Origin of the sequence: Novosphingobium sp. (assembly GCF_031417815.1) — a bacterium.
Lineage (GTDB): Bacteria > Pseudomonadota > Alphaproteobacteria > Sphingomonadales > Sphingomonadaceae > Novosphingobium.
On sequence record NZ_JANOWI010000015.1, the window covers coordinates 28,692 to 52,273 of the forward strand.

Below are 23,582 nucleotides of genomic sequence, written 5' to 3' on the forward strand. Positions count from 1 at the left end.
AGGCGCGCGCTTCCTGGCCGGTGCGGTCGCAGCGTCCAGCGCCGGACCAGCAAGAACGGCAAGTGAGGTGAGAGCAAGGGCGAAAAGGCGCGCAGGCCGGGTTTTGGGCAGCATAGGGGGCGGACTATAGGCAGCGAAAGTGTGTATCGCTAGTGAATATCGGGCAATTCGGGGCACGCTATCTGCGGGCCACCGGCCTTGACCCTGCCCGCACTGCGCCTACATTGAAGTCACCATGTTCATTGAAACCGAAACGACGCCAAATCCTGCCACCTTGAAGTTCCTGCCGGGGCAGCAGGTGATGCCCGCCGGGACCCGCGATTTCCGCGACGAAATTGATGCCGCTGCGTCCCCGCTGGCGGGCGCACTGTTTGATCTTGGCGATGTGACCGGCGTGTTCTTCGGCCGCGATTTCGTCTCGGTCAGCGCTGCGCAGGGCACCGATTGGTCAGCGCTGAAGCCGCAAGTGGTGGCGATCCTGCTCGATCATTTTGTCAGCCAGGCCCCGTTGTTCAACGCGCCCGATGCCAGCGGCATCGCGGTCCCCGCCGAAGACGAAGACTTTGGCGATGATCCCGCCCACGCGGATATCATCGTCCAGATCAAGGAACTGATCGAAACCCGCGTGCGTCCCGCCGTGGCCGGCGATGGCGGCGATATCATCTATCGCGGTTTTCGCGAGGGCGTGGTCTACCTGACCATGCAGGGGGCCTGCGCCGGCTGCCCCAGCTCCACCGCCACGCTCAAGAACGGGATCGAGTCGCTGCTCAAGCATTACGTGCCCGAAGTGAGCGAAGTGCGCGCGGCTTGACCGCGCCTTACCCGCTTCCAAAATCCGGAGTCCGTGATGTCCCAGCCGCTTGACGATGCCGCGCTCGATCAGTTGTTCCGCACGGCCCGCACTTACAACGGTTACCGCGACAAGCCGGTAACCACCGAACAGCTCACCGCGATCTGGGATCTGATGAAGATGGGGCCGACATCGGCCAACATGCTGCCCGCGCGGCTGGTCTGGTGCACCAGCCAGGATGCCAAGCAGCGGCTGGCCGCCTGCTGCCTGCCGGCCAACGCCGAAAAGGTGCTGACGGCGCCGGTCACCGTGATTATCGGGATGGACATCGATTACCACGAACAGCTGCCGTGGCTGTTCCCGCATGCCGATGCCAAGGCCTGGTTCGATGGCAACGTGCCGCTGCGCGAAGTATCCGCGATGCGCAATTCGAGCCTGCAGGGTGCCTATTTCATCCTTGCCGCCCGGGCGCTGGGGCTGGATACCGGGGCGATGTCGGGGTTCAACAACGCTGCTGTCGATGCCGCGTTCTTTGCCGGCCAGCCTGCGGTGAAAAGCAATTTCATCTGCACACTGGGCTATGGCGATCCGGCGTCGATCTTCGCGCGCAGCCCGCGCCCCGATTTCGGCACTTTCAACTCCATCGCATAGGGATGTAAGAAGGGCGCTATGCGCACGCTGGCAATCGAATGCGCGACCGCGGCCTGTTCGGTCGCCCTGTTCGAAGGCTGTTCCCTGCTGGCCGGGGAAGGCCGGCGGATGGGCCGCGGCCATGCCGAAGCCCTGGTACCGATGATCGCGGCGCTGCCCGGCAAAGGCAGGGCAGAGCGCATTCTCGTCTCGCTTGGGCCCGGCAGCTTCACCGGAATCCGCGTCGGCCTTGCCGCGGCGCGCGCACTGGCGCTGGCCTGGAAAGCCGAATGTCTTGGCTTCCCGACCCTTGCGCTTGTTGCTGCCACCAACGATCACTGGGGCGCGGTGGTCGATGGCCGGATCGAGGACGGCGCTGCCGACGTGCTGGTCTGCATGGAAGGCGGGCATGGCGAATGGTTCCTGCAGCCGTTCAATGCCGCGCGGGAACCGGCCGGGCCCTGCCGCACCATGTCGCCCGATGCGGCGGTTTCGCACTTTGATCAGGACATCGTCGTCGGATCGCGCGCAGCAGAATTTGTCGAACGGCGCGGATCGGGCAAGGCGTTTGATGTTATGCCCGATGCGGCGCGCGCCTGGCAGATTCCTGGCGGACTGCTGACCAGCAAGCTGATCCCGCTTTATGGCCGCGCACCCGATGCGCAGCTGCCGGCCGCGAACCGATGATCCCGCCCGGTGACGATGTCGATCGGATCATTACGGTCATGGAAACCGCGTTCGATCCGGCTTTTGGTGAGGCCTGGTCCCGCCGCCAGGTCGAAGAAGCGCTGCTGGTCGGCAGTTGCCACTATGGCCTGGCCATGGCCGGCGATGCCTGCACCGGGTTCTATCTTGCCCGCAATGGCTTTGGCGACGTTGAACTGTTGCTGCTGGCGGTTGCGCCGCAGCACCGCCGCCGCGGCCATGGCCTGCGCCTGCTGGATCAGTTCGAAGCCGCCGCGCGCGCGCTTGGCGCGCAGCGGCTGTTGCTGGAAATGCGCGATACCAACCCCGCTGAAGAACTCTACCGGCACTACGGCTTCACGCCGGTTGGCGCGCGAAAAGACTATTACAAGTTGGCTGGCGGCCTGCGCAGTGATGCCATTACCTTTGCCAAGGTGCTCGACTGACGACGCCTTGAAGTATCTCGGCGATCATTACTGCCTGATAATTGACCTGAATATTCTGCCAGAAAGGTGGTAAATTGCCACCTTACCCTTGCTCCTCGAAGCGAATCGGCCTAGCGAATGGGTGCCCGTACGCAAGACGGGCGAAACAACAACAAGAACAGTGGGTCGCCGTTCAACTAAAGAAAGGATATGGTCATGGATGCAACCCAGGACGATACCAATGAAATGCTTATCACCCTCACCTCGGACATTGTCGCTGCGCATGTCAGCAACAATTCGGTCTCGGTTGAGGACGTTTCCACACTGATCAGCAACGTCTTTGGCGCGCTTGCCGGGCTTGGCCGCGCGGTTGTGGTCGAAGAAAAGCTGCCCGAACCGGCGGTTTCGATCCGTTCCTCGGTCAAGACGGAATACATCGTCTGCCTTGAAGACGGCAAGAAGCTCAAGATGCTCAAGCGCCACCTGATGACGCATTACAACCTTACCCCGGATCAGTACCGTGCGCGCTGGAGCCTGCCCGCCGACTATCCGATGGTTGCCCCCGCCTATGCCGAAAAGCGCCGCGAACTGGCCAAGAAGATCGGCCTTGGTCGCAAGCCCGGGGTGAAGCGCGGCCGCAAGCCCAAGGTTGCGTAAGCGCTGACAGGAAAGGCGCTGCGGCCCTTCCCTGCAAGAACAATTGAAGAATCGCCCTGCCGCTCTATGATCGGCGGGGCGTTTCTCTTTAAGGTGGTTTGTCAGCGTGCATCAGCCAATCGATCTGGAAGCACTATGTGCCGAGCGCGGCTTGCGCATCACCGAGCAACGCCGGATCATTGCCCGCGTGCTGTCCGAAGCCGATGACCATCCCGATGTCGAAGCGGTCCACGCCCGCGCCGCCGCAATCGACCCAAAAATCTCGATCGCCACGGTCTATCGCACCGTGCGCCTGTTCGAAGAGGCCGGGATCCTCGATCGTCATGATTTCGGCGATGGCCGCTCGCGCTATGAAGCCGCACCAGAGGCGCACCACGATCACCTGATCGATGTCGAAACCGGCAAAGTGATCGAATTCGTCGATCCCGAACTGGAAGCCTTGCAACGCGAAATTGCCGAACGGCTGGGCTACCGCCTGGTCGATCACCGCATGGAGCTTTTCGGTGTGCGGCTGGGCCGCAAGGATTAGGGCAGGCCCGTGCCATCCGCGCTGACCATGCCGCGCACCCTTTCGGCAAGGGCGTGGCTGAAGATTGCGCTGCAGATTGCCGCCATGGCGCTGTTGCTGCTGATCTGCATACCGTTTCATTACATCTACCGCCTGTTCGGCACGGCCAATCACTGGCCGCGGGTGTTCCTGGGCGGCGTTGCCCTGATTTCCGGGGTCGAAATCACCGCCGAAGGGCAGCGCCCGGCCGGGCCGGTGTTCCTGATCGCCAACCATGTCAGCTGGATCGATATTCCGGCGATCAGCTGGATCACCGGCAGCGCCTTCGTCGGCCACGATGGGCTGGCAGCGATGCCGCTGCTGAAATGGCTGTGCAAGATGAACGACACCGTGTTCGTCGCCCGCTACGACCGCACCAGCGTGGCCGAACAGGCCCGCCAGGTCCGCCATGCGATGGACGATACCCACGCGCTGACGATCTTTCCCGAAGCCACCACCAGCGATGGCACCGCGCTGCTTCCGTTCAAAAGCTCGCTGCTTGCGGCGTTTGAACCCTTGCCGCCGGGTGTTGCGATCCAGCCGGTGCTGATCGATTACGGCGTCGAAGCCGCCGCCCTCGCCTGGGTTGGCGAGGAACACGGGCTCGACAATTTCCTGCGCATCTTGGCGCGGCGCAGGCCGATTGCGGTCCGGGTAAAGTTCCTGCCGCCGCTGACTGGCGCCGCGCTCGAAAACCGCAAGACCATCGCCCAGGCCGCGCGCGCGGCGATCCAGCGCGAAATGGCCGGCGTCTGATGCCCGCCAGCGCGAACACCCCCCGCTTCGACAGCCTCGCAGCAATCCCGATCCATGCCGCCGGCACGCCGTTGCCGTTGGGGCTGGCGGGGACCTTGCGGATCTGGGGCCGTTCGGCGCTGCTGGCGCTCGCCATGCTGGTGATCGTGCCGCTGCATTACCTGTTCCGGCTGATCAAATACGGCTCGCCCTTTCCGATGTATTTCCTGCGCTGGGCGGCCTGGGTGATCGGGGCGCGGGTGCAAGTGCATGGCACCCCGCTGAAGCGCGACGTGTTCTTCATGCCCAACCACGTGTCATGGTTCGATATTCCGGTGCTGGGCGGGATCACCGGATCGGCCTTTGTCAGCCGGGCCGAGATTGCCGACATGTTCATGCTCGGCTGGATGGCGCGGCTCAACCGCACGGTCTTTACGCGCCGCGGCGCCAAGATGGATATCGCAGAAACGATCAACGCCCTGCGCGAGGCGGTGGCCGATACCTGGTCGGTGATAATCTTCCCCGAAGGCACGGTTACCGATGGCCATTCGCTGCTGCCGTTCAAGACCAGCATGATCTCGGTGCTCGAACCGCCGCCGCCGGGCATGCTGGTGCAGCCGATCGTGATCGATTACGGGGCCGTGGCCGAATGGATCGGCTGGATGGACCAGGAAACCGGGATCGCCAATGCGCGGCGGATCTTTGCCCGGCCCGGGACGTTCACGGTTCACGTCCATTTCCTCGATCCGTTTGATCCGCACGACTTCCCCGGACGCAAGCGGATCGCGGCGCGCGCGCGTGAGGTGATCGAGGCGCGGCTGATCCAATCGCTGGGCAAGCCGCTGCGTCCGTTCCGTTATGACCTGCCGATGGTCGGCTATGTGGCGCCACAGCAGGAAGTTTGAACAAACCGGCGCGCGCCGCTATAGGCCCCAACCCATGCCCGCGTCCCCACCTCCCCGCACCTACCGCGTCAAAAGCTTCGGCTGCCAGATGAACGTCTATGACGGCGAACGGATGGCCGAATTGCTGACCGCGCAGGGCATTGCCCCCGCTCCGGCCGGCGAAGAGGCCGATCTGGTGGTGCTCAACACCTGCCACATCCGCGAAAAGGCGGCCGAGAAGGTCTATTCCGACATCGGCCGGATCGTCAAGGACTGGCGCCGCAAGGATGGCACCGCGCCCTTGATCGCGGTGGCCGGCTGCGTCGCCCAGGCTGAGGGTGAGGAGATCATGGCGCGCGCCCCGGCGGTCGGAATTGTGGTCGGCCCGCAGGCCTATCACCGCTTGCCAGCGCTGATCGCCGATGCGGTTCAGGGCAAGCGCGCGGTCGATACCGACATGCCGGCCGAGATGAAGTTTGGCGCCCTGCCGGCGCGGCGCAAGGTTGGCCCCAGCGCCTTCCTGACGGTGCAGGAAGGCTGCGACAAGTTCTGCACCTATTGCGTCGTGCCCTATACCCGCGGCGCAGAAGTTTCTCGCCCGTTCAGCGATTTGGTGGATGAAGCGCAGAGGTTGGTCGATGCCGGTGCGCGCGAGATCACGCTGCTTGGTCAGAACGTCAACGCCTGGCGCGACGGCGCTGGGCGGGGGCTGGAGCGGCTGATCGAGGCTTTGGCCCAGCTGCCGGGGCTGGCGCGGATCCGCTATACCACCAGCCACCCGAACGACATGACCGAGGGGCTGATCGAAGCGCACCGCGACGTCGGCAAGCTGATGCCATTCCTGCACCTGCCGGTGCAGTCCGGCAGCGACCGGGTGCTGAGGGCGATGAACCGCAGCCACAGCGTGGCAAGCTATCTCGCGGTGCTCGAAAGGGTCCGCGCGGTGCGGCCCGATATCGCGCTATCGGGCGATTTCATCGTCGGCTTTCCGGGTGAGACCGAGGCCGAGTTCGCGGATACCGTCAGGCTGGTCGAAGCGGTCGGCTATGCCCAGTGCTTCAGTTTCAAGTATTCTCCCCGCCCCGGCACTCCCGCCGCGACGATGCCCGATCAGATTGCCCCGGCGGTGATGGATGAGCGTTTGCAGCGCCTGCAAGCCGCGCTCAATGTCGGTCAGCTGGCCTTCAACCAGGCCTCGCTGGGTAAACGCTGCGCGGTGCTGGTCGAACGCAAGGGCAAGCTGCCGGGCCAGTGGCTGGGCAAATCGCCGTGGCTGCAATCGGTACACTTCACTGCCGATGTCGGCATCGGCGATCTGGTCGAAGTCGAACTGATCGAAGCCGGCGCCAATTCGCTGGCCGGGCGGCTGCTTTAGTCGGCGTTGGCCTTTTCGCTGAGCGCAGTGGCCGTCCCGTCAAGCATCGCCTTTTCGGTCGCATCGTGCACCGCCGCAGCCTTGGCACCGCGGTCGAGCCGGTAAAGCGCCGAGAGATAGGCCCAGTCAAATTCGGTCAGCCCATCGGGCCGGTCGCTGTCCACGGCAAACAGCGTCAGGATCGAAGCGACAGTACCGGGTTCGACCTTGGCGATATCCTGCACCGGCGCGAGGATCCGCATGGTTGCATAGTCAGCCAGTTGCTGCAGGGTCAGACCATTGGCCCGGGCAAGGTCGAAAATCACCAGCGAACCGTTGATATCGGTGCGCACGGGCGAGACCAGGCGGCCGGCCTGGTACTGCGGGTTCATCTTCACCGCACGGCCATTGATCGTCATGTACGCGATCGGCTTGCCATCGAGGCTGCGCTGTTCGGTCGAATTCCACACTTGTGCCGCGCCGCTGCCGCCAAAGATCCGGTCAATCTCGAACTGTTTCAGCCCGGCGAACATTTCGGGGCTGGTCCGGCGCAATTTCGCCACTTCGGCTTTGCTGTTCTGGACAAAGCCGATCCACACGTTGGGCGAACACTTGGGCCCACCCACCGCCAGCCCCAGCAACCGGGCGTTGTCGGTCACGCGCTGGGCCAGCACTTCGCCGTAATTGGGATCGATCCCGAAGGTGACCACGCACAGCGGCGCATAGTGGCGCGGCAGCGGCACATCGCCCGACGGCTTCGGGGTGATTGCCTTGGCCTGGTTTGCTGCCGCTTCGGCCCGCTTTTCGCGATTGCCGGTCACGGTGATCGTGGCTGGCTCGTCGGACGCCGAAAGCTGGGCATCGGCCTGCGCCAGTGCGGCGCTTTCGCCCATCAGCACCAGCGGCAGCGCCGCTAACGAAATCCGCACCAGCAAAGCATTCATTTTCATGCGATTACATCCATCCAACTGGCTGGTCGAAGTATTTCGGACCCGCCAGAGGGTCAATCCGCCATCGACGAGCGTCCAAATGGATCGGCCCACTGTTTTTCCCAAGCCGCTTTCACCAACTGCCTTGCGCCGCGCCGTGCCATGCTTAAGCTTACGACTCGACGGCCAGTCCGGCCCGACGAAAGGAGCGCATTCCCAGCCCCCATGGCTCGCAAACCAGCCCGCGCCTATCATGAGGCGCCCACTCGCCCCGCCCCGCAACGCGCCCGGGCCGAACTCGAGTTCGAAGAAGCGACCGTGCTGGGTGCGCTGTTCGGACAGTTCGATGCCAATCTGGTGCTGATCGAGAACCGGCTGGGGGTGTTCATCTCGGCGCGCGGCAACCGGGTCCAGATCGAAGGCGGCGAAGACGGCGTGGCCCGCGCCCGCGATGTGCTCAAAGCGATGCACCAGCGGCTGCTGCAAGGGCAGGATCTTGATTCCGGCGCGGTCGAAGCAATCATCATGATGTCAGCCGAACCTACCCTCGAAGGGATCGTCTCGGGCGACGATGGTTCGCCGCCGATCATGATCCGCACCCGCAAGAAAACCATCGTCCCGCGCAGCGCCATGCAGATCGAATACATGCGTGCGCTGGCATCGCAGGACATGATCTTCGCGCTCGGTCCGGCCGGCACCGGCAAGACCTATGTCGCGGTGGCGCAGGCGGTCTCGCAACTGATCACCGGCTCGGTCCAGCGCCTGATCCTCAGCCGCCCGGCGGTCGAGGCGGGTGAACGGCTGGGGTTCCTGCCCGGCGACATGAAGGAAAAGGTCGATCCCTACCTGCGCCCGCTCTACGATGCGCTGTATGATTGCATGCCGCCCGAACAGGTCGAGCGGCGGCTGGCCAGCGGCGAGATCGAGATCGCGCCGATCGCCTTCATGCGCGGACGCACCCTGGCCGACAGCTTCATCATCCTCGATGAAGCGCAGAACACCTCGCGCGAGCAGATGAAGATGTTCCTCACCCGGTTTGGCCAGAACAGCCGGATGGTGGTCTGCGGCGATCCCAAGCAGGTCGATATTCCCGGCGGCCCGGCGATGAGCGGGCTCAACGATGCCGTCGCCCGGCTCGACGGCGTGGAGGGAATTGCGATCACCCGCTTCACCGTGGCAGACGTGGTGCGCCACCCGATCGTGGGGCGGATTGTTGAGGCCTACGAGGGGAATGAACCATGAAGAACCGTTACTGGCTGGCGCTTGCCGGGATTGCTGCACTCTCCCTGCCCGCCGCCGCCGGGGCTGACTGGCGCTTTACCAAATGGGGCATGCCGGTTGCGGATGTCGTGCAGCTGGGCCGCACATCCGGTGTGCAGCAGATCGCCGATGTCCGCGATGACCGGGTTGGTCCGTTGCAGCGCCTGGCGATTGGCAAGAGCACCGAAGCGGGAATCCCGGTGCGGGTCGAATTCTATTTCGATCCCGCTGGCGATGGCCTGCAGATGGTCCGTTTCGCCCCGCTGAAAAAGATGTCGTGCTTTGAGATTGAGGAAGCGTTGATTGCCGAAAATGGCAAAGGCCGCGCCGATTCGAGCGCGCAAAATATCGACGATGGCCGCGGCGGCACCCTTACCTTCACCATGGCCAAGCGCGAATGGGGCGGCAAGGGCAAGGATGTGATCGGCTTCCAGCACGCGATGAAGGACGATGAATCGCTCGACGTCTGCCCCTGGTACATCGAACCGGCCAGCTGAGCGGCCGCCGCCAGCCATGCCCAGCCTTGATATCGAACTTGATCCGGCCTGGCCGGCTACCACCGATTGGGCGGCGCTGGCCGATCGTGCGGCGCTGGCCGCTGCCAGCGTAACGCCCGAACTGGCCAATCCGCGCCTCTCTGCCAGCCTGTTGTTTGCCAGTGATGCCGATGTCCACGCGCTCAACCGTGAATGGCGCGACAAGGACAAGCCGACCAATGTGCTGTCGTTCCCGATGCTGGAACGCGCGGAACTGCTGGCGCTGGGGGGGGTGGGGCAAGAAAGCGCCCCGCCCGAACTGCTCGGCGATCTGGCGCTCGCTTTCGAGACCTGCGCGCGCGAGGCGGCGCAGAAAGGTATCAGTCTGGAGCACCACACGGCGCACCTGATCCTGCACGGCTTGCTCCACCTGGCCGGTTACGACCACGAAACCGGCCCCGCCGAAGCCCGTGAGATGGAATTGCTCGAAATAAAGGCGCTTGCACAACTGGGCATTGCCGACCCATATGACGATCACGACGAGGCTTAGGGATTTTAGCGGCGCAATGGCCGAGGCACCTTCCGGAGACGGAGACAGTAGAAGCTGGCTGGCCAGCATGGTTCGCCGCCTGAAAAGCCTGGCCGAGCCGGACCAGTCGCTGCGCGCGCAGCTGGAAGAAGCGATCGACGACCACGAGGAAGATGGCGCGGCGCAAAGCGATGGCGACCTTTCCCCGCTTGAGCGCCAGATGCTGCGCAACCTGCTGCATTTCAGCGAACACGACGCCGATGACGTGGCGATCCCGCGCGGCGAGATCATCGCCATTCCGCGCACCGCGAGCTGGGACGAAGTGGTTTCCGCTTTTGCGCAGCACGGCCATTCGCGGCTGCCGGTCTATACCGACACGCTTGATGAAATCATCGGGATGGTCTTGATCAAGGACGTCTTTCCACTGCTCGCCGCGGGCAAGCCGCCCAAGGACTGGACCACCCTGCTGCGCCAGCCGCTGTTCGTGCCGCAGGCGCGCGGCGCGCTTGATGTGCTCAATGACATGCGCGCATCGCGCGTCCATCTGGCGGTGGTGGTCGATGAATATTCGGGCACCGACGGGATCATTACTTTCGAAGACCTGGTCGAGGAAATCACCGGCGAGATCGAAGACGAGCACGACGACGAACCCGAAGCCATGCTGGTGCCGCTGGAAGGCGGGATGTGGCAAGCCGATGCCCGCGCCGAACTGGACGATGTCGGCGCGGCGATCGATTCGCGGCTGGGCGCGGTCGAGGAAGATGTCGATACGCTGGGTGGCCTCGCCTTCGTCCTGGCCGGTCACGTCCCCGGGGTCGGCGCGATGCTGGCCCATGACAGCGGCTGGATGCTCGAAGTGGTGGCCGGCGATGAAAAGCGCGTCACCCGCCTGCGCCTACACCCGCCGGCGCCCCTGCAAGTCCGCGAGGAATAGCGCGCCGTGGCAATCCGCCGCCTGCCGCCGCTGCGCGCGATCGAGGCCTTCGTGCGGATCGTCCGGCTGGGCAGCGCCCGCGCCGCGGCGGACGAGCTGGGGCTGTCACCCTCGGCTCTGTCGCGCCGGGTGGCCGCGCTGGAAGAATTCATCGGCAAGCGGCTGTTTACCCGCCAGCACCAGGCGATGCGGCTGACCGACGAGGGCCAGGCCTTCTACGATGCCGTCAGCCCCCGGTTTGATGAACTGGCCGCGGCGGTCGAAGGTCAGGTCGAAGACAGCAAGGTGCTGCGCCTGCATCTGGGCGTGCTGCCGCTGTTCGGGACCCAGCGCTTGTTCCCGCGGCTGCCCGAACTGCGCAAAATGCACCCGCGGCTGCACATCGATCTCGATACCAGCCCGCACCTCGATCACCGCGTGGGTGATACGCTGGATGCGGCGATCGTGCTGGCCAAGCAGCCCGATCCGTTCTTCCACGCGGTGCGGCTCGATCACAACCGGCTGTTCGCCTTCACCTCGGCCGCGCTGGCTGAAGAGATTGGCACCAATCCGGACGAGGCCGCGCTCTCGAAGCAGACCTTCATTATCCACACCGAACTGCCTGACAGTTTCCCGGCGTGGAAAAAGGCGATCGGCTTGCCGAATCTTGAGCCGGCCGCGATCGATCATTACGATTCGGGTCAGCTGATCCTCGAAGCCGCCGCCAATGGGCTGGGCATCGCGGTGATGCACGACGATCACTTCCGCCGCAGCCATGACAAGCGCCTCGCCAAACTGTTCGATGTCGAGGTGGAAAGCCCCTATTCCTACTGGTTCATCTGCCGCCCGCACGCGCTCGAAATGCGCAGTGTGCGGATCTTCCACGACTGGATATCGAAGGCGGGGCTTTAGGCCGCCAGCGCCCAGCGCCTAGATCAAGGTGCTGTGGGTCCGGCGGGCGCTGATGCCTTGATTCGCACGAAGGCAACGCTGGCATCGCCGGTGCGGAGTTCCCGCCAGGTGCCCGAAGCACGGCGCAGTTGAGCGATCAAGGCAGAGCTATATCTGGGATCAAGCAGAACCGCAGAGGGAGCCCAGCTCCGCTCGATCTGGTCCAGACCTGTTGGCGATGTGCCGACAGTACGGGCCAGTGAAAGTTCGGCATCGGAGTAGACATAGTACCGGCCGTCCAGCGCGACCCGCCAATCGGGATGACCGCGATCGATCAGCGGCCCTCCCCATGGCAATTCTCCAAACACTGTGCCGTGAACCGCCGCCGCCTTGAGCGTCGCGACCCCCCGCAGCGGCAGCCATTGGTCAAATCGCGGCTGGTAAAGGGCAAGTGCCAGTGATGCCGCCACGCCAAAGCCAATTAATGCCAAAGCGCAATCACGATCAGCAGTCCGATCTCCTTCGGCTTGTGGAGTCAACATTGGCGCAAGCACTGGGATCGTCGATATTGCCCAGAACAGGTTGAATCGAATCACGAAAGCGCTCGCGATCAGCAGAACGAGGCTCGGGAACAGCCAGGTCCAGTCAAGATTTGTCCGGTGCAAGAGCAAGACCACCAAGAACACTATCGGGACGAGGACAAGATACGGCCAGAGCGCCCCATTGACCGGACTCCACACCGAATGCCATTCGGTCACATCCATCGCCGAGCTGGCGGCAGCGTTGCTGGCCGAGATGGCAATGAACCCGGTTCCCATCGGCGTCAGAAAAATTGCCAACCCCCCGAACAATGCCAGCGCCGTGGTCTGCCAAGGTGCCTGATCGCTCCGGCCTGTCAGCTTCTCAATCCACGCCCATCCAGCCATAGCGGCCAAATAGAGCACCCCCACAGCAACAGACGGGTGGAGATTTTGCCATAGCACCAGCAGCACTGCGCCCGACAGCAGTCTGACTTCCCAGCGTCGCTGCGACGTCTGCAAAGCAATCAGCAGGCCAAAGCACAGCACGGCAAAGCTTTGCGGACGCAGGCTGGAGAACGGTAGCGCAGAAGCGAATGCCAACATGAGTGCCGCGACGACTCCCGCTGGTGCAGCAAGTTTGCGTCTGACGGCGATGGCAGCGGCTAGAAAGCCGCCGAGCCAGATCAAAAGATCGAACACTTGCAGCATTGACCAGCCGCCCAGGCGGCGCACGGCCGCCATTGCAATCTGGCCAAGCCAGGCCAGCGGCGCGAGCGGCTCGCCCAGATGATGCGCGGCAAACGGCTCGGTCGCTACGATTTTACCGTGATCGAGCGCCAGCTCACCTAGCCTGAGCTGCCAAAAGATATCGACGTCATGTATCGGCCGCAGCAGCAACCCACCCAGCAACACGGCCGGAAGCACAATGAAGAGCCTGCGGGCTATACGCTCGGCCCGTTCAGCTCTCCATTGCTGGTCAGCTTTGGTTGTCAGCTCACAACTGCCTTTTCGATCACGCCGGGCTCGCGCGGCGGCTCGCCCTTGGGCAGGGCGTCGACGTGTTCCATGCCGTCTTCGACCACGCCCCACACGGTGTACTGCCGGTCAAGGAAATTGGCATCGTCGAGGCAGATGAAGAACTGGCTGTTGGCCGAATTCGGCGCGCTGGTGCGCGCCATCGAGCAGACCCCGCGGACGTGCGGCTCATCGTTGAATTCGGCTTTCAGATCGGGCTTGGGCGATCCACCCATGCCGGTCCCGTCGGGGCAGCCGCCCTGCGCCATGAAGCCGGGGATGACGCGGTGGAACTTCACCCCGTCGTAGAACCCTTCGCTGGCCAGTTCGGCGATCCGTTCGACATGGCCGGGGGCCAGATCGGGACGCAGCTTGATTTTCACGTCGCCGCCTGAGCTGAGTGAAAGGGTAAGGTATTCGGCCATTGCAGTTGTCTCCTGAGAATTTCGGCACCGATATAGGGTGCTTGCGGACAAAGTCACGCCTGTCCGGACTGCCCTGTTGCTTTTGACATTTACCGGCCTAGACCGGCCCCCATGAATCCCGAGGAACTCCTTGAAGCGCAGGCAGACACGGCAGGCGATGCCGCCGTCGCCGCGCGGCAGGAGGACAGCCTCGATGAAGAGAACACCCTGAAGAAGGACTTCGTCCGCAAGGTTCGCGGCGCGCTGGAAGCGGGCGATAACGAGCGCGTTTACGAACTGGTCGAACCGCTCCACCCGGCCGACGTCGCCGATCTGTTCGAACTGGTCGAAGCGGACGAGCGCCCGGCGCTGGCCAAGGCGATCAACGACCTGATGGGCAGCGCGGTGTTCGCCGAGCTCAACGACCACGTCCGCGAATTGCTGGTCGAATCGCTCAGCCATGGCGAAGTGGCCGATATCGCCGAACAGCTCGACACCGATGATGCGGTGGCGATGCTTGAAGACCTCGACGAGCATGACCAGCAGGCGGTGCTCGCCGAAATGGAGCCCGAGGACCGCGCCGCGATCGAATCGGCGCTGTCCTATCCCGAAGAAACCGCCGGGCGCCTGATGAGCCGTGATTTCGTGGCGGTGCCCGAACATATGACGGTGGGCGATCTGATCGATTTCCTGCGCGACGGGCGCGATCTGGCGAACGAATTCTGGGAAGTGTTCATCGTCGATGCGCGCCACCACCCGGTCGGCAGCTGCGCGCTCAGCTGGATCCTGCGGACCCCGCGTTCGATCGCGCTGACCGATGTGATGACCCGCGAACAGACCCTGATCCCGGTCGGCATGGATCAGGAAGAAGTAGCGCTAAGGTTCCAGAAATACGCCCTGATTTCGGCTGCAGTGATTGATGCAGACGGGCGGCTGGTTGGCCAGATCACGGTCGATGATGTGGTCCACATCATCCAGGAAGAAGCCGGCGAAGACGTGCTGCTGCTGTCGGGCGCGGGTGATGGCGATATCAACGAACCGATCCGCGAAAGCTATGTCAGCCGGGTCCGCTGGCTGATCGCGAACCTCGTCACCGCGCTGGTCGGCACCACGATCATTGCCAGCTTCGGCGGGGCGATCGAAAAGCTGGTGGCGCTGGCCGCGCTTTCGCCGATGGTCGCCTCGATCGGCGGCAATGCCGGAACCCAGACCATGGCGGTGACGGTGCGTGCGCTGGCCACCAACCAGCTGACCCGTGCCAACACCGGGCGGATCATCTGGCGCGAAGTGCGCGTCGCGGTGCTCAACGGGGTGACCGTGGCGGCGCTGATCGGGATCGCCACGGCGTTCTTCTTCGCCAGCCCGAAGCTTGGCGTGGTGATTGCCAGCGCGGTGGTGATCAACATAATCACCGCCGGGCTGGCCGGCGTCATCGTCCCCGTCACGCTCGACCGGCTGGATCAGGATCCGGCGGTGGCCAGTTCGGTGTTCGTGACGATGATTACCGATTCGATGGGCTTCTTCGCCTTCCTTGGCCTCGCGGTGGCCAGCGGGCTGGTCGGCTGAGCCGATGGCGCTGCACCTGACCAAAGTGGCCTATGGTGCGCAGTCGCTGGATGAGCTGCGCAGCTGGTTCGCCACGCGCGGCACCGAAGCGCGGCTGACCACCCGCTATCTGCCCAAACGCCACACCGAAATCACCCCGTCGGGCGATGAGCCCGGTGGCTCGCTGTTCTGGATCTTCAAACACCAGCTGGTGATGCGCAGCCCGATCCTGCGCTTCGAGGAGGCCGAAGGCGGCAAGACCGATATCGTTATTTCAACCACACTGATCGCGCTTCACCCCCGCCCCAAGCGCGCCCACCAGGGCTGGCGCTATCTGGCAGACGTTGACGCCCCGATCGATCTGGGCGCGGGCGAGGAGGCTGGTGATGTCATGCCGGGCAATCTCGCTGCCGATCTGGCGCGGCTCGGGCTGGTCTAGGCCGCTTACCAGCTGATCAGGCGGGGGATCGCCAAGCGGCCAATAAACCCGGCGAGCACCACCGTCAGACCGTGCCACGTCCCGATATGCACCAGATCGTTGTGCGGGCAGTACAGCGAAACTGCGAAAATTCCTGCTGCGCCCGCCGCGACGCCGACCAACAACCCCGCCCGTTGAGGCAGGCTTGGCGCACCGCGCCGCAGCCACAGCACCAATGCGGCAGCGGTCAGCAGGCCCCAGCCTAGCCCCAGCCGCAGGCAATCTGCGCCATCCAGCGCAAGGCCGCTCGATACACCCCGCAGCCACGCCGCAAGGATCAGCACCAGCGCGGCGGCGGGCAGCACCCCCGCCATCACGGCGGTCCAGCCCCAGCCCTCGCGGCGGATCCCGACATAGGGCCGCGCCATATCGACAACCGCCCAGCTTGAGGCCAGCGCCAGCACCAGAAACAATCCGGCACTAAGCAGCGCCACGGCATCGGGACGACCTGCGAGCAGGTCTGCGCGCAGTCCGGAAAGGGCGGCTATGCCAATCGCTCCGCTGACCAGCGCCAACAACGCCAGTTGCATGCCGCGAGCCTGGCGCAGCGGCTGAACCGGCTTGAGATCGGCGACCAGCCCGGCGATCAGGTCATCAGAATTCTGGGCCATGCATCAGCCCCTTTCGATCAATGCGGAGAGCCGTTTCAGGCCTCGGTGGATGTTGACCTTGACCAGACTTTCGCTCTGGCCGGTGCTTAACGATGCCTCGGCAATCGAGAGGCCTTCGATCTTGACCAGCTCGATCGCGCGTTGCTGCGCATCGGGTAGCTGTTCAAACAGGCGCTCCAGACTGATCCGGGCGGTGATTTCGGGCTCGTCAGAATGGCTATCGGCATGGTCCGCGCTCAGTTCGTCCTCGGCACGGCGATAGGCCAGCCGCAAGTGGTCGACAAAGCGGAAGCGGGCAATCGCCGCCAGCCACGGGGTAAACGGCCGCGCGGGATCAAAGCTCGCCAGTTTGCGGTGCACCGACAGCAGCGTGTCCTGAACCAGATCGTCCATCTGGCAGGGCGTGGTACGGCGCCGGAAATAGCGCTGCAGCCAGGCCCGCGCAGCGCCCAGCAAGGCCGCGTAGGCCTGCCGGTCGCCGCGCTGGGCAAGACCCGCGAGCCGGGTCAAAGTGGCTTCATCAGCGATCAAGCACGCCTCCGCGCAAGCAGCGCGTCAAGGCTTAGCAGTCCGCCGCCCTGCAGCACCAGCACCAATGCCAGTGCCGCCCACAGGGCATGTTGCGCCCACCATTCTTCGGGATAGACGAAGATCTGGATCACCAGCGTCATTCCCAGCAGGCCAAGCGCGGAAAGCCGGGTGAACAATCCGGCCAGCAGCAATGCCGGCAGAATGTGCTCGGCGGCATTGGCCATCACCGCAGCGATATCAGGCGGCAACGGAACCCCGGCATATTCGCTGCGGAACAGTTCGCGGGTGCTTTCGGTTATCTCAAACCAGGTTCCGTCGGCAACCTTGGTCTGGCCCGAGCGCCAGAAGATTCCGCCCAACACCACGCGCACAAAGACCAGCAGCAGGCTGGCCAGCAGCGCGCCGGAAAGGCGCTGCACGCTGGTATCGTATAGCTTCAGCGGTGCAGCCAGAAGGCTCACGCCTGCGGTTCCAGCGTGCCGTGGCCCTTGGGGGTCCTGGTGGTCAGGCAGGTGCCCTTGGCAACCAGCTTCCACGCATTGCCCTGATAATCGCGGGTCGAGGACCCGGCGCAGCTGGTGCCGGGGCCGGCCTTGCAATCGTTCTGGCCGGCCTTGGCCACGCCGAAGCATTTTTCCATTTGCGGGGCAGGCGCATTGCCCGCGCTGGCGGCCGCGCTGGCCAGCGCGGCCAGGGCGATTGCGGCGATCGCAGCGGCGGTCGTGGCAGGTTTCATGGGAACTCCTCAGCAATTGGTTAGGCCCGCTGCGGTTGCGGCAGGTACGGGTCAATTCGCCATCAGTTGAGCTCCGGTTACAGCTTCAAGCCGGAAATTTTTTCGGGCGTCTGCTGTAACCGCCGCACCACCAGCGGCGAATTCACCAATGCCAACCCGGCACCACTGAATTTCGGAGAGCATAGTATGAGCACCCTCAAAACTGGAACCACGCTGGCCGCCACCGCCGCCGCTTTCGCTTTGGCCGCATTGGCCAGCGCCGCCACCCCGCCGGCCGGCAGCAGCGGCGGTGCCGTCAGCAGCAGCGACACCATCCACTGCTACGGCGTCAACACCTGCAAGGGCTCCGCCGATTGCAAGACCACCGCGCATGAATGCAAGGGCATGAACGAATGCAAGGGCCACGGCTTCAAGGCGATGACCGCCGAGACCTGCCTGAAGCGCGGCGGAACCATCGGCGATATCGGCTGATCGTTTCCCCACGGGCCCGGCCGGATTACCTCCCCTCTGCCGGCCGGGCCATCCTTTCCAGCTCGAGTAACCGTATGACCGAGACGATTACCCCCTTCACCGGCTTTGGCCTTGGCCTGCGCAAAGAGCACCACGCCGATTTTCTTGGCGCAGAGCAACCGGTCGATTTTGTCGAGGTCATCTCGGAAAACTTCATGGCTTGCGGTGGGCGCCCGCTGCGGACGCTGGATGCGGTGCGCGAGCGCCATCCGATGATCTTGCACGGCGTCTCGATGTCGCTGGGATCGCCGCTCGGGCTTGACCGGTCCTATCTGGACGAACTCAAGATACTGGCCGACCAGACCCGTCCGCTGTGGGTCTCTGACCACCTGTGCTGGACCGGAATCCCCGGCCACGGCGCGCACGATCTGTTGCCGCTGCCCTATACGCAAGAGGCGCTGGCGACCTGCATCGCCAATCTCAAGCTGGCGCAGAACGTGCTGGAACGGCCGATGCTGGTCGAAAATCCATCGAGCTATCTGACCTTCCCCGAAAGCACCATGAGCGAGTGGCAGTTCCTCAAGCTGCTGGCCGAAGAGAGCGGTTGCTACCTGTTGCTTGATGTCAACAACGTATTCGTTTCGAGCGTGAACCACGGCTTCGATCCGCTTGAATTTCTTGATGCAATTCCGCGTAGCAAAGTGCGTCAGATTCACCTTGCGGGGCACAGCCAGGGGCCCGAGGGAATGCTGATCGATACCCACGACGCCCCGGTTTGCGCCGCGGTGTGGGCGCTTTATGCGCAAGCAATCGAACGCTTTGGCCCGTGTGCGACGATGATCGAACGCGATGATGCCATCCCCGCGCTGGACGAACTTATGGCCGAACTTGCGCTGGCGCGTGAAACCGCAAGCATTGCGGCATGAGCCTGATCGAGGCCCAGCGCGCGTTCATCGCAGAGATCGCGGCGGACGATGAAACGGGCAGCTCCAGTCTGGGCATGAAAATCTATCGCGGCGCTTACCGCGAAAGACTGGCAGCAGCCCTGGCGGTCAGCTTTGAGCGAACCCGGCGTTGGATCGGCGCTGCGATGTTCGATCTTGCCGCAGCGCATTACATCCTTTCCAACCCGCCGCAGAGCTGGACGCTCGACGCCTATGGCGCGGATTTTCCAGCCGCGCTCGAAACACTGTTTGCCCAGGACCCCGAGGTGGCCGAACTGGCATGGCTCGAATGGCACATGCCGCAGGCCTTTGCCGCGCGCGACCTGCCCGAATTGACCCCGGCGGATCTGGCTGCGGCCGAACTTTGCGAGACCGACTGGGAACGGCTGCGCTTCACCATGGCGGCAGGCTTTGCCGCGCGCGAAGTGCACCACGATTGCACCGCGCTGTGGCACGCGCTGCGCGAAGTGGCGGCGGATGGCTTTGCAGTGGCGGCGACCAAACCGGCCACACTGATCGTCTGGCGGCGCGGACTTTCCCCGCATTTCCGCGTGCTCGATTGCGACGAATTTGCCGCGCTGGGCCGGTTGGCTGCAGGCCAGACATTTGGCGAAACCGCCGCCTTGGCGGGCGAACAAGACATCGCCCGGTTTGGCGGATGGTTCGCGCAGTGGCTAAGCGAGGGACTGTTCAGCGCGGTCAGGCTTTAGCAGCCTCGCGCGCCGCCACCCGCCGCAGCGCCTGCGCGTAAACTTCGGGCTCCTGCGCGCCGGGGATCAGGTATTTGCCCTGGATCAGCATCGCCGGCACGCCCGAGATGTTCATGTCCCACGCCCCCGCTTCTTCGGCCCGGACGATTTCGCCGAGCACTGCATCATCGATTGCGGCGCGCGCGGCGGCGCGGTCAAGCCCCAGTTCGGCGGCCACATCGGCCAGAACCTCGGGATCGGCAACAGCGCGGCGCTGCTGGAAATGGGCATCGAACAGCGCCAGCTTGAGCCGGTTCTGCACCGCCGCGCCGTGTTCGATCAGCGTCCATTTGAGCAACTTGTGCGCGGCAAAGGTGTTCCACAGCATCGCCGGCGGTTCGGGCGCTGCGCCGGAGTAGGCAAAGCTGTACCCGGCGCGCGCGCCCACGCTGCGCATCTGTTCGCGCCCGGCCTTGGCCTGTTCGGGGGTGCGGCCATATTTGCGGGCGATATGCGCCAGGCTTTCCTCGCCTTCGGGGGGCATGTCGGGATTGAGTTCGAACGGCAGCCAGCGCACTTCGGTCTCGATCTCGCCTTGCAGCGTTTCCAGCCCCTTTTGCAGCTGGTTGTAGCCGATGATGCACCATGGGCACATCACGTCGGAATAGATGTCGATCGTCAGCTTTGCGGTCATTTTGCCAGCCACCATTTGAGCAAGTGATGCGCGATTGCCTGGCTGGGCGGGGTCAGCAAGCGCCCGCTTTCGTCGCCCGCCATCGCCGCGGCGATTTCCGCGCGGCTGAACCAGTCGGCCTCTTCCAGTTCGGTGCGATCGACCGTCAGGTCCGCGTTGTCGGTATAGGAATGGCAGCCGATCATCAGGCTGGAAGGAAACGGCCACGGCTGGCTGGCGACATAGCTGACATCGCGCACCACCACGCCGGCTTCCTCCAGCACTTCGCGCGCCACTGCCTCCTCGATACTTTCGCCCGGCTCGAGAAATCCGGCCAGCGCCGAATAGCGCCGCGGCGGAAAGCGGGGCTGGCGGCCGAGCAGCAGCATGCCCTGATGCTCGACCAGCATAATTGTGACCGGATCGACCCGCGGGAAATGTTCGCCCTTGCACACAGCGTTGGTGCACGATCGCTGCCAGCCGCCCTTGGCCAGCGTGGTCGGACAGCCGCAGCGCGCGCAATAGCGGTGCCGCGCATGCCAATCGACCAGCGCGCGGGCGGTGCCATAGGTTGCCAGCTCCGCGCTATCCAGCGCCGACATCGCCGCCCACAGCCGCGGATTGGCAGGCGCGACACTGCCCAGCAGGCTGGCAGCAACTTCGGCAAAGCAGGCCTTGCCTTGCGCCAGGCCGAGGAACACCAACTCGCTTGTCGGCGCAGCGTCCGCCAACGTACCCCAGCTGAGGTTGCCGTCGGGATCGATCTGCGGATCGAGCCCATCGAGCCGCAGCAGCCGCGCGCGCCAGTCCATCAGCGCGGCCAGTGCATCGGGATCCGAGCGGATGTGGTCCGCCCGGTCGAGCCCGGCCCCGGCAAACGCGATATGCGCAGCGCTCACCCGTGGTGGCCTCGGCCATGGTGAGCGGCATCAACCGCCACCGCAGCGGCGAATTCATCGAAGATCGGGTAAGTGTCGGACGGCATGTATTGCACGTAAAGCCCGCTGCGCAGCCCGGTCCTGACGTTGCAATAACCGATCGTTCCGGCCGCACCCGACCAGCCATAAGTACCCTCTTCGGCGCCGATCCCGACCGAACCGCCCGCGCCGAATTGTCGTCCCGCGATCCAGGTGCCCGAAAGATCGGCGCCGGCCGGAAGCAGGTTCGAAGTGCCCAGCCGCACCGCCGCCGCGCTCATCACACGCTTGCCGCGGTGCTGGCCGGCGTTGACGATCATCGCCATGAACCGGTCATAATCGGCCGGCGAGGTGACCAGGCCCGAGCCGCCGAAGGCAAACGGCGTCGGCTTGAGGTAGATCGAGGTTTTGGCCCCGTCGATCGCGAACGGCTTGGCTTTCGCGCTGACCCCGTAATTGGTGGTCAGGTGCGGCACCTCGTTCGCGGGCACCTGGAAGAAACTGTCCTCCATCCCCAGCGGGCCAAGCAGCCGGTCGTGCACGAACTGGCCAAAGCTTTTCGCCCCTGCGGCGCGCTGGATGATCAGGCCGAGCACATCGAGGCTCATCGAATAGCGCCACGCTGCGCCCGGTTCGAAGCACAGCGGCACCGAAGCTGTGCGGCGCAGGAATTCGTCGGGACCCGGCGTGGCCGGCCCGCCGCCCAGCCCCGGGATCGGCAGATCGGTAACGATCGCCGGACGCAGCCCGAGCCGGTCAAGTTCCCTGGTTATGGCCTTGTTCTTGCCAATTCCGGCATAGCCCAGCCCCGACGTGTGGGTCAGCAGGTGGCGCACCGTGATCAGGGTCTTGGCAGGGCGCGCATCAAGGCTTTTGTCAGGATCGATCGCCACCTTCATGTTCGCGAATTCAGGCGCGAAATCGGCAATCGGCTGGTCCAGCTTGAGCTTGCCTTCGCTGACCAGGATCATCGCCGCCATGCCGGTAACCGGCTTGGTCTGCGAATAGGCGCGGAACAGGCTGGCGGGGCCGGCCGCATCTGGATCGTCAAAGCCTTCGCGGCCGGCCCCGACAAACGCGGGCGCGCCGGTGCCAAAGCCCAGCGCCGCGATCATCCCGGGAACCTTGCCGTCCTTGACATAGCGCTGGATCATTGCGTTCACGGTGGGCCAGACGGAATCGGGTGATAGCGCACGGCGCCCGAGCAGCGGCGCGAACGGCAGCTGCGAAAGGGCCGCAGTACCGCCGGCAAAGGCACCAGCGCGAAGCAGCGCTCGCCGCGAAAAAAGCTCATCGTTCAACGTTGTTCTCCCAATTCTTCATCCGCTGCGGCAAGTCGCGCAGCTTTGGCAAATACGCTCGGCAAGCCGGCTTGTTCAAGCCGGTCAAGCGGCCACCATTCGCCTGCTTCGCCAGCCAGACTAGCCCAACCACTTCCCGAATAAAGCATCAATTGCAAATCGAGATCGAAATGCGTGAAGCTGTGCTTCACTTGCCCGGCGGCGCGCCACGGCCCTTCCAGCGGCGGGGCTTGCGATCCATCGCTGCGCGCGCTCCAGCTATCATCGGGCAGCGCCCGCATCGCGCCCAGCAACCCTTTATCCGCCCGCCGCACCAGCCACACCGCGCCGCCGCGCTCAATCCAGAACGCCCGCCCCCGCCGCTGCGGCTTGACCGCCTTGGGGGGTTTGACCGGATAGGCTTCCGGGCCAAGCGCGCGCGCCGCACAAGCGCCTGCCACCGGGCACAGCAGGCAGCGTGGTGCGCGTGACGTGCAGATGCCCGCGCCCAGATCCATCATCGCCTGCGCGAAATCGCCGGGACGGTCGGCCGGGGTAATGGCATCAACCGCCGCGCGGATTTGCGCGCGCGCGGCGGGTAGCGGAGTGCCGATTGCATAGAGCCGCGTGACCACCCGTTCGACATTGGCATCGACCACCGCCGCGCGCTGGCCAAAGGCGATCGCCGCCACGGCTGCCGCTGTATAAGCCCCCAGCCCGGGCAGCGCGCGCAATTCGGCCTCGGTTTCGGGAAAGTCACCGCCGCGCGCCGCTACCGCCCGCGCGCAGGCGATCAGGTTGCGTGCGCGGGCATAGTAACCGAGGCCAGCCCAGGCGGCGAGCACATCGGCCTCGGGCGCGGCGGCCAGCGCCTCGACCGTTGGCCAACGCGCGGTAAAGGCCGCGAAATAGGGGATCACCGCCGCTACAGTGGTCTGCTGCAGCATCACTTCAGACAGCCACACGCGGTAAGGATCGGGCGGCGGCGCGCCCGGCGGGCTGCGCCACGGCAGGCTGCGATGGCTGGCATCGTACCAGCGCAGCAGACGCGCGGCGATCGGTTTGGCACTGGCTTCCATGGTCCG

The 23,582-nt window shown here is 64.5% G+C and carries 30 protein-coding genes; 19 read left to right on the top strand and 11 right to left on the bottom strand.

All coding sequences use genetic code 11. The annotated features are described in order from the left end of the window. Positions 1 to 235: 235 nt before the first annotated feature. The 9 genes from RMN99_RS03080 (at position 236) to miaB (ending at position 6,727) form a co-directional block, all read left to right on the top strand. Positions 236 to 811, top strand: coding sequence for a NifU family protein (locus tag RMN99_RS03080; RefSeq protein ID WP_309621822.1), 576 nt, complete (start codon positions 236 to 238; stop codon positions 809 to 811). Between the two features lie 36 nt (positions 812 to 847). After that, on the top strand, positions 848 to 1,441 hold the full coding sequence (locus RMN99_RS03085) for a malonic semialdehyde reductase (protein WP_309621823.1): 594 nt from the start codon (positions 848 to 850) through the stop codon (positions 1,439 to 1,441). A gap of 18 nt (positions 1,442 to 1,459) precedes the next feature. Next, entirely contained in the window at positions 1,460 to 2,107 is a 648-nt protein-coding gene (tsaB, locus tag RMN99_RS03090) for a tRNA (adenosine(37)-N6)-threonylcarbamoyltransferase complex dimerization subunit type 1 TsaB (RefSeq protein ID WP_309621824.1), read from the top strand. Continuing rightward, positions 2,104 to 2,550: a GNAT family N-acetyltransferase gene (locus RMN99_RS03095; RefSeq protein WP_309621825.1), complete on the top strand. Its 447-nt coding sequence runs from the start codon at positions 2,104 to 2,106 to the stop codon at positions 2,548 to 2,550. Before tsaB ends, RMN99_RS03095 begins: the two co-directional genes overlap by 4 nt. A gap of 195 nt (positions 2,551 to 2,745) precedes the next feature. Then, a complete protein-coding gene (locus RMN99_RS03100) occupies positions 2,746 to 3,186 on the top strand; it encodes a MucR family transcriptional regulator (RefSeq protein WP_309621826.1) in 441 nt (146 codons plus the stop codon). 106 nt (positions 3,187 to 3,292) lie between these two features. Beyond that, complete coding sequence (locus tag RMN99_RS03105; RefSeq protein ID WP_309621827.1) at positions 3,293 to 3,715, top strand: Fur family transcriptional regulator; 423 nt, start codon at positions 3,293 to 3,295, stop codon at positions 3,713 to 3,715. Between the two features lie 9 nt (positions 3,716 to 3,724). Next, on the top strand, positions 3,725 to 4,489 hold the full coding sequence (locus tag RMN99_RS03110; RefSeq protein WP_309621828.1) for a lysophospholipid acyltransferase family protein: 765 nt from the start codon (positions 3,725 to 3,727) through the stop codon (positions 4,487 to 4,489). After that, positions 4,489 to 5,373: a lysophospholipid acyltransferase family protein gene (locus RMN99_RS03115; RefSeq protein WP_309621829.1), complete on the top strand. Its 885-nt coding sequence runs from the start codon at positions 4,489 to 4,491 to the stop codon at positions 5,371 to 5,373. Before RMN99_RS03110 ends, RMN99_RS03115 begins: the two co-directional genes overlap by 1 nt. Before the next feature lie 34 nt (positions 5,374 to 5,407). After that, positions 5,408 to 6,727, top strand: coding sequence for a tRNA (N6-isopentenyl adenosine(37)-C2)-methylthiotransferase MiaB (miaB, locus tag RMN99_RS03120; RefSeq protein WP_309621830.1), 1,320 nt, complete (start codon positions 5,408 to 5,410; stop codon positions 6,725 to 6,727). Here the strand turns inward: miaB and RMN99_RS03125 are convergent. Then, entirely contained in the window at positions 6,724 to 7,656 is a 933-nt protein-coding gene (locus tag RMN99_RS03125; RefSeq protein WP_309621831.1) for a hypothetical protein, read from the bottom strand. The two genes, miaB and RMN99_RS03125, sit on opposite strands and share 4 nt — an antisense overlap. Before the next feature lie 204 nt (positions 7,657 to 7,860). Here RMN99_RS03125 and RMN99_RS03130 point away from each other — a divergent pair, with 204 nt between their 5' ends. The 5 genes from RMN99_RS03130 to RMN99_RS03150 are packed head-to-tail and all read left to right on the top strand — an operon-like array spanning position 7,861 to position 11,725. Beyond that, entirely contained in the window at positions 7,861 to 8,877 is a 1,017-nt protein-coding gene (locus tag RMN99_RS03130; protein ID WP_309621832.1) for a PhoH family protein, read from the top strand. Then, positions 8,874 to 9,392, top strand: a complete 519-nt coding sequence (locus RMN99_RS03135; protein WP_309621833.1) for a hypothetical protein — start codon at positions 8,874 to 8,876, stop codon at positions 9,390 to 9,392. Before RMN99_RS03130 ends, RMN99_RS03135 begins: the two co-directional genes overlap by 4 nt. Positions 9,393 to 9,408: 16 nt before the next feature. Next, positions 9,409 to 9,921, top strand: coding sequence for an rRNA maturation RNase YbeY (ybeY, locus tag RMN99_RS03140; protein WP_309621834.1), 513 nt, complete (start codon positions 9,409 to 9,411; stop codon positions 9,919 to 9,921). Positions 9,922 to 9,937: 16 nt separating this feature from the next. Next, entirely contained in the window at positions 9,938 to 10,834 is an 897-nt protein-coding gene (locus RMN99_RS03145) for a hemolysin family protein (protein ID WP_309621835.1), read from the top strand. A gap of 6 nt (positions 10,835 to 10,840) precedes the next feature. Further along, complete coding sequence (locus tag RMN99_RS03150) at positions 10,841 to 11,725, top strand: LysR substrate-binding domain-containing protein (RefSeq protein WP_309621836.1); 885 nt, start codon at positions 10,841 to 10,843, stop codon at positions 11,723 to 11,725. A 23-nt stretch (positions 11,726 to 11,748) separates the two neighbouring features. Here the strand turns inward: RMN99_RS03150 and RMN99_RS03155 are convergent, their stop codons facing one another. Further along, positions 11,749 to 13,149: a hypothetical protein gene (locus RMN99_RS03155; RefSeq protein WP_309621837.1), complete on the bottom strand. Its 1,401-nt coding sequence runs from the start codon at positions 13,147 to 13,149 to the stop codon at positions 11,749 to 11,751. 65 nt (positions 13,150 to 13,214) lie between these two features. Beyond that, positions 13,215 to 13,664, bottom strand: a complete 450-nt coding sequence (locus RMN99_RS03160; RefSeq protein WP_309621838.1) for a peptidylprolyl isomerase — start codon at positions 13,662 to 13,664, stop codon at positions 13,215 to 13,217. Positions 13,665 to 13,775: 111 nt separating this feature from the next. Here RMN99_RS03160 and mgtE point away from each other — a divergent pair, with 111 nt between their 5' ends. Together mgtE and RMN99_RS03170 are read left to right on the top strand one after the other, a co-directional pair. After that, the gene (mgtE, locus tag RMN99_RS03165) at positions 13,776 to 15,209 is read left to right on the top strand and encodes a magnesium transporter (protein WP_309621839.1); all 1,434 of its coding nucleotides are present in this window, start codon (positions 13,776 to 13,778) and stop codon (positions 15,207 to 15,209) included. A gap of 4 nt (positions 15,210 to 15,213) precedes the next feature. Then, a complete protein-coding gene (locus tag RMN99_RS03170; protein ID WP_309621840.1) occupies positions 15,214 to 15,627 on the top strand; it encodes a DUF1489 domain-containing protein in 414 nt (137 codons plus the stop codon). Positions 15,628 to 15,632: 5 nt separating this feature from the next. Here the strand turns inward: RMN99_RS03170 and RMN99_RS03175 are convergent, their stop codons facing one another. From RMN99_RS03175 to RMN99_RS03190, 4 genes are read right to left on the bottom strand one after another with little or no spacing between them, the layout of a single operon-like run. Then, entirely contained in the window at positions 15,633 to 16,277 is a 645-nt protein-coding gene (locus tag RMN99_RS03175; protein ID WP_309621841.1) for a DUF1109 domain-containing protein, read from the bottom strand. A 3-nt stretch (positions 16,278 to 16,280) separates the two neighbouring features. Beyond that, on the bottom strand, positions 16,281 to 16,808 hold the full coding sequence (locus RMN99_RS03180; RefSeq protein ID WP_309621842.1) for a sigma-70 family RNA polymerase sigma factor: 528 nt from the start codon (positions 16,806 to 16,808) through the stop codon (positions 16,281 to 16,283). Next, a complete protein-coding gene (locus tag RMN99_RS03185) occupies positions 16,805 to 17,269 on the bottom strand; it encodes a DoxX family protein (protein ID WP_309621843.1) in 465 nt (154 codons plus the stop codon). Before RMN99_RS03185 ends, RMN99_RS03180 begins: the two co-directional genes overlap by 4 nt. Then, positions 17,266 to 17,544, bottom strand: coding sequence for a DUF2282 domain-containing protein (locus RMN99_RS03190; RefSeq protein WP_309621844.1), 279 nt, complete (start codon positions 17,542 to 17,544; stop codon positions 17,266 to 17,268). The genes RMN99_RS03185 and RMN99_RS03190 overlap by 4 nt, the downstream gene beginning before the upstream one ends. Positions 17,545 to 17,730: 186 nt before the next feature. Here RMN99_RS03190 and RMN99_RS03195 point away from each other — a divergent pair, with 186 nt between their 5' ends. From RMN99_RS03195 to RMN99_RS03205, 3 genes are all read left to right on the top strand, one after another. After that, the gene (locus tag RMN99_RS03195) at positions 17,731 to 18,015 is read left to right on the top strand and encodes a hypothetical protein (protein ID WP_309621845.1); all 285 of its coding nucleotides are present in this window, start codon (positions 17,731 to 17,733) and stop codon (positions 18,013 to 18,015) included. Positions 18,016 to 18,089: 74 nt separating this feature from the next. Next, positions 18,090 to 18,920, top strand: a complete 831-nt coding sequence (locus RMN99_RS03200; protein WP_309621846.1) for a DUF692 domain-containing protein — start codon at positions 18,090 to 18,092, stop codon at positions 18,918 to 18,920. Further along, complete coding sequence (locus RMN99_RS03205; protein ID WP_309621847.1) at positions 18,917 to 19,648, top strand: DNA-binding domain-containing protein; 732 nt, start codon at positions 18,917 to 18,919, stop codon at positions 19,646 to 19,648. The genes RMN99_RS03200 and RMN99_RS03205 overlap by 4 nt, the downstream gene beginning before the upstream one ends. On the opposite strand, the gene RMN99_RS03210 is transcribed toward RMN99_RS03205, so the two are convergent. The 4 genes from RMN99_RS03210 to RMN99_RS03225 are packed head-to-tail and all read right to left on the bottom strand — an operon-like array spanning position 19,638 to position 23,576. Then, complete coding sequence (locus RMN99_RS03210; protein WP_309621848.1) at positions 19,638 to 20,321, bottom strand: DsbA family oxidoreductase; 684 nt, start codon at positions 20,319 to 20,321, stop codon at positions 19,638 to 19,640. The two genes, RMN99_RS03205 and RMN99_RS03210, sit on opposite strands and share 11 nt — an antisense overlap. After that, positions 20,318 to 21,199 (bottom strand): NAD(+) diphosphatase, encoded by an 882-nt coding sequence (gene nudC / locus RMN99_RS03215; protein ID WP_309621849.1) that lies wholly within the window; start codon positions 21,197 to 21,199, stop codon positions 20,318 to 20,320. Before nudC ends, RMN99_RS03210 begins: the two co-directional genes overlap by 4 nt. Further along, complete coding sequence (locus RMN99_RS03220) at positions 21,196 to 22,518, bottom strand: serine hydrolase domain-containing protein (RefSeq protein WP_309621850.1); 1,323 nt, start codon at positions 22,516 to 22,518, stop codon at positions 21,196 to 21,198. Before RMN99_RS03220 ends, nudC begins: the two co-directional genes overlap by 4 nt. Next, positions 22,515 to 23,576 carry an A/G-specific adenine glycosylase gene (locus RMN99_RS03225; protein ID WP_309621851.1) on the bottom strand — a complete coding sequence of 354 codons (1,062 nt, stop codon included), beginning with the start codon at positions 23,574 to 23,576 and terminating at the stop codon, positions 22,515 to 22,517. Before RMN99_RS03225 ends, RMN99_RS03220 begins: the two co-directional genes overlap by 4 nt. Between the last annotated feature and the right edge of the window lie 6 nt (positions 23,577 to 23,582).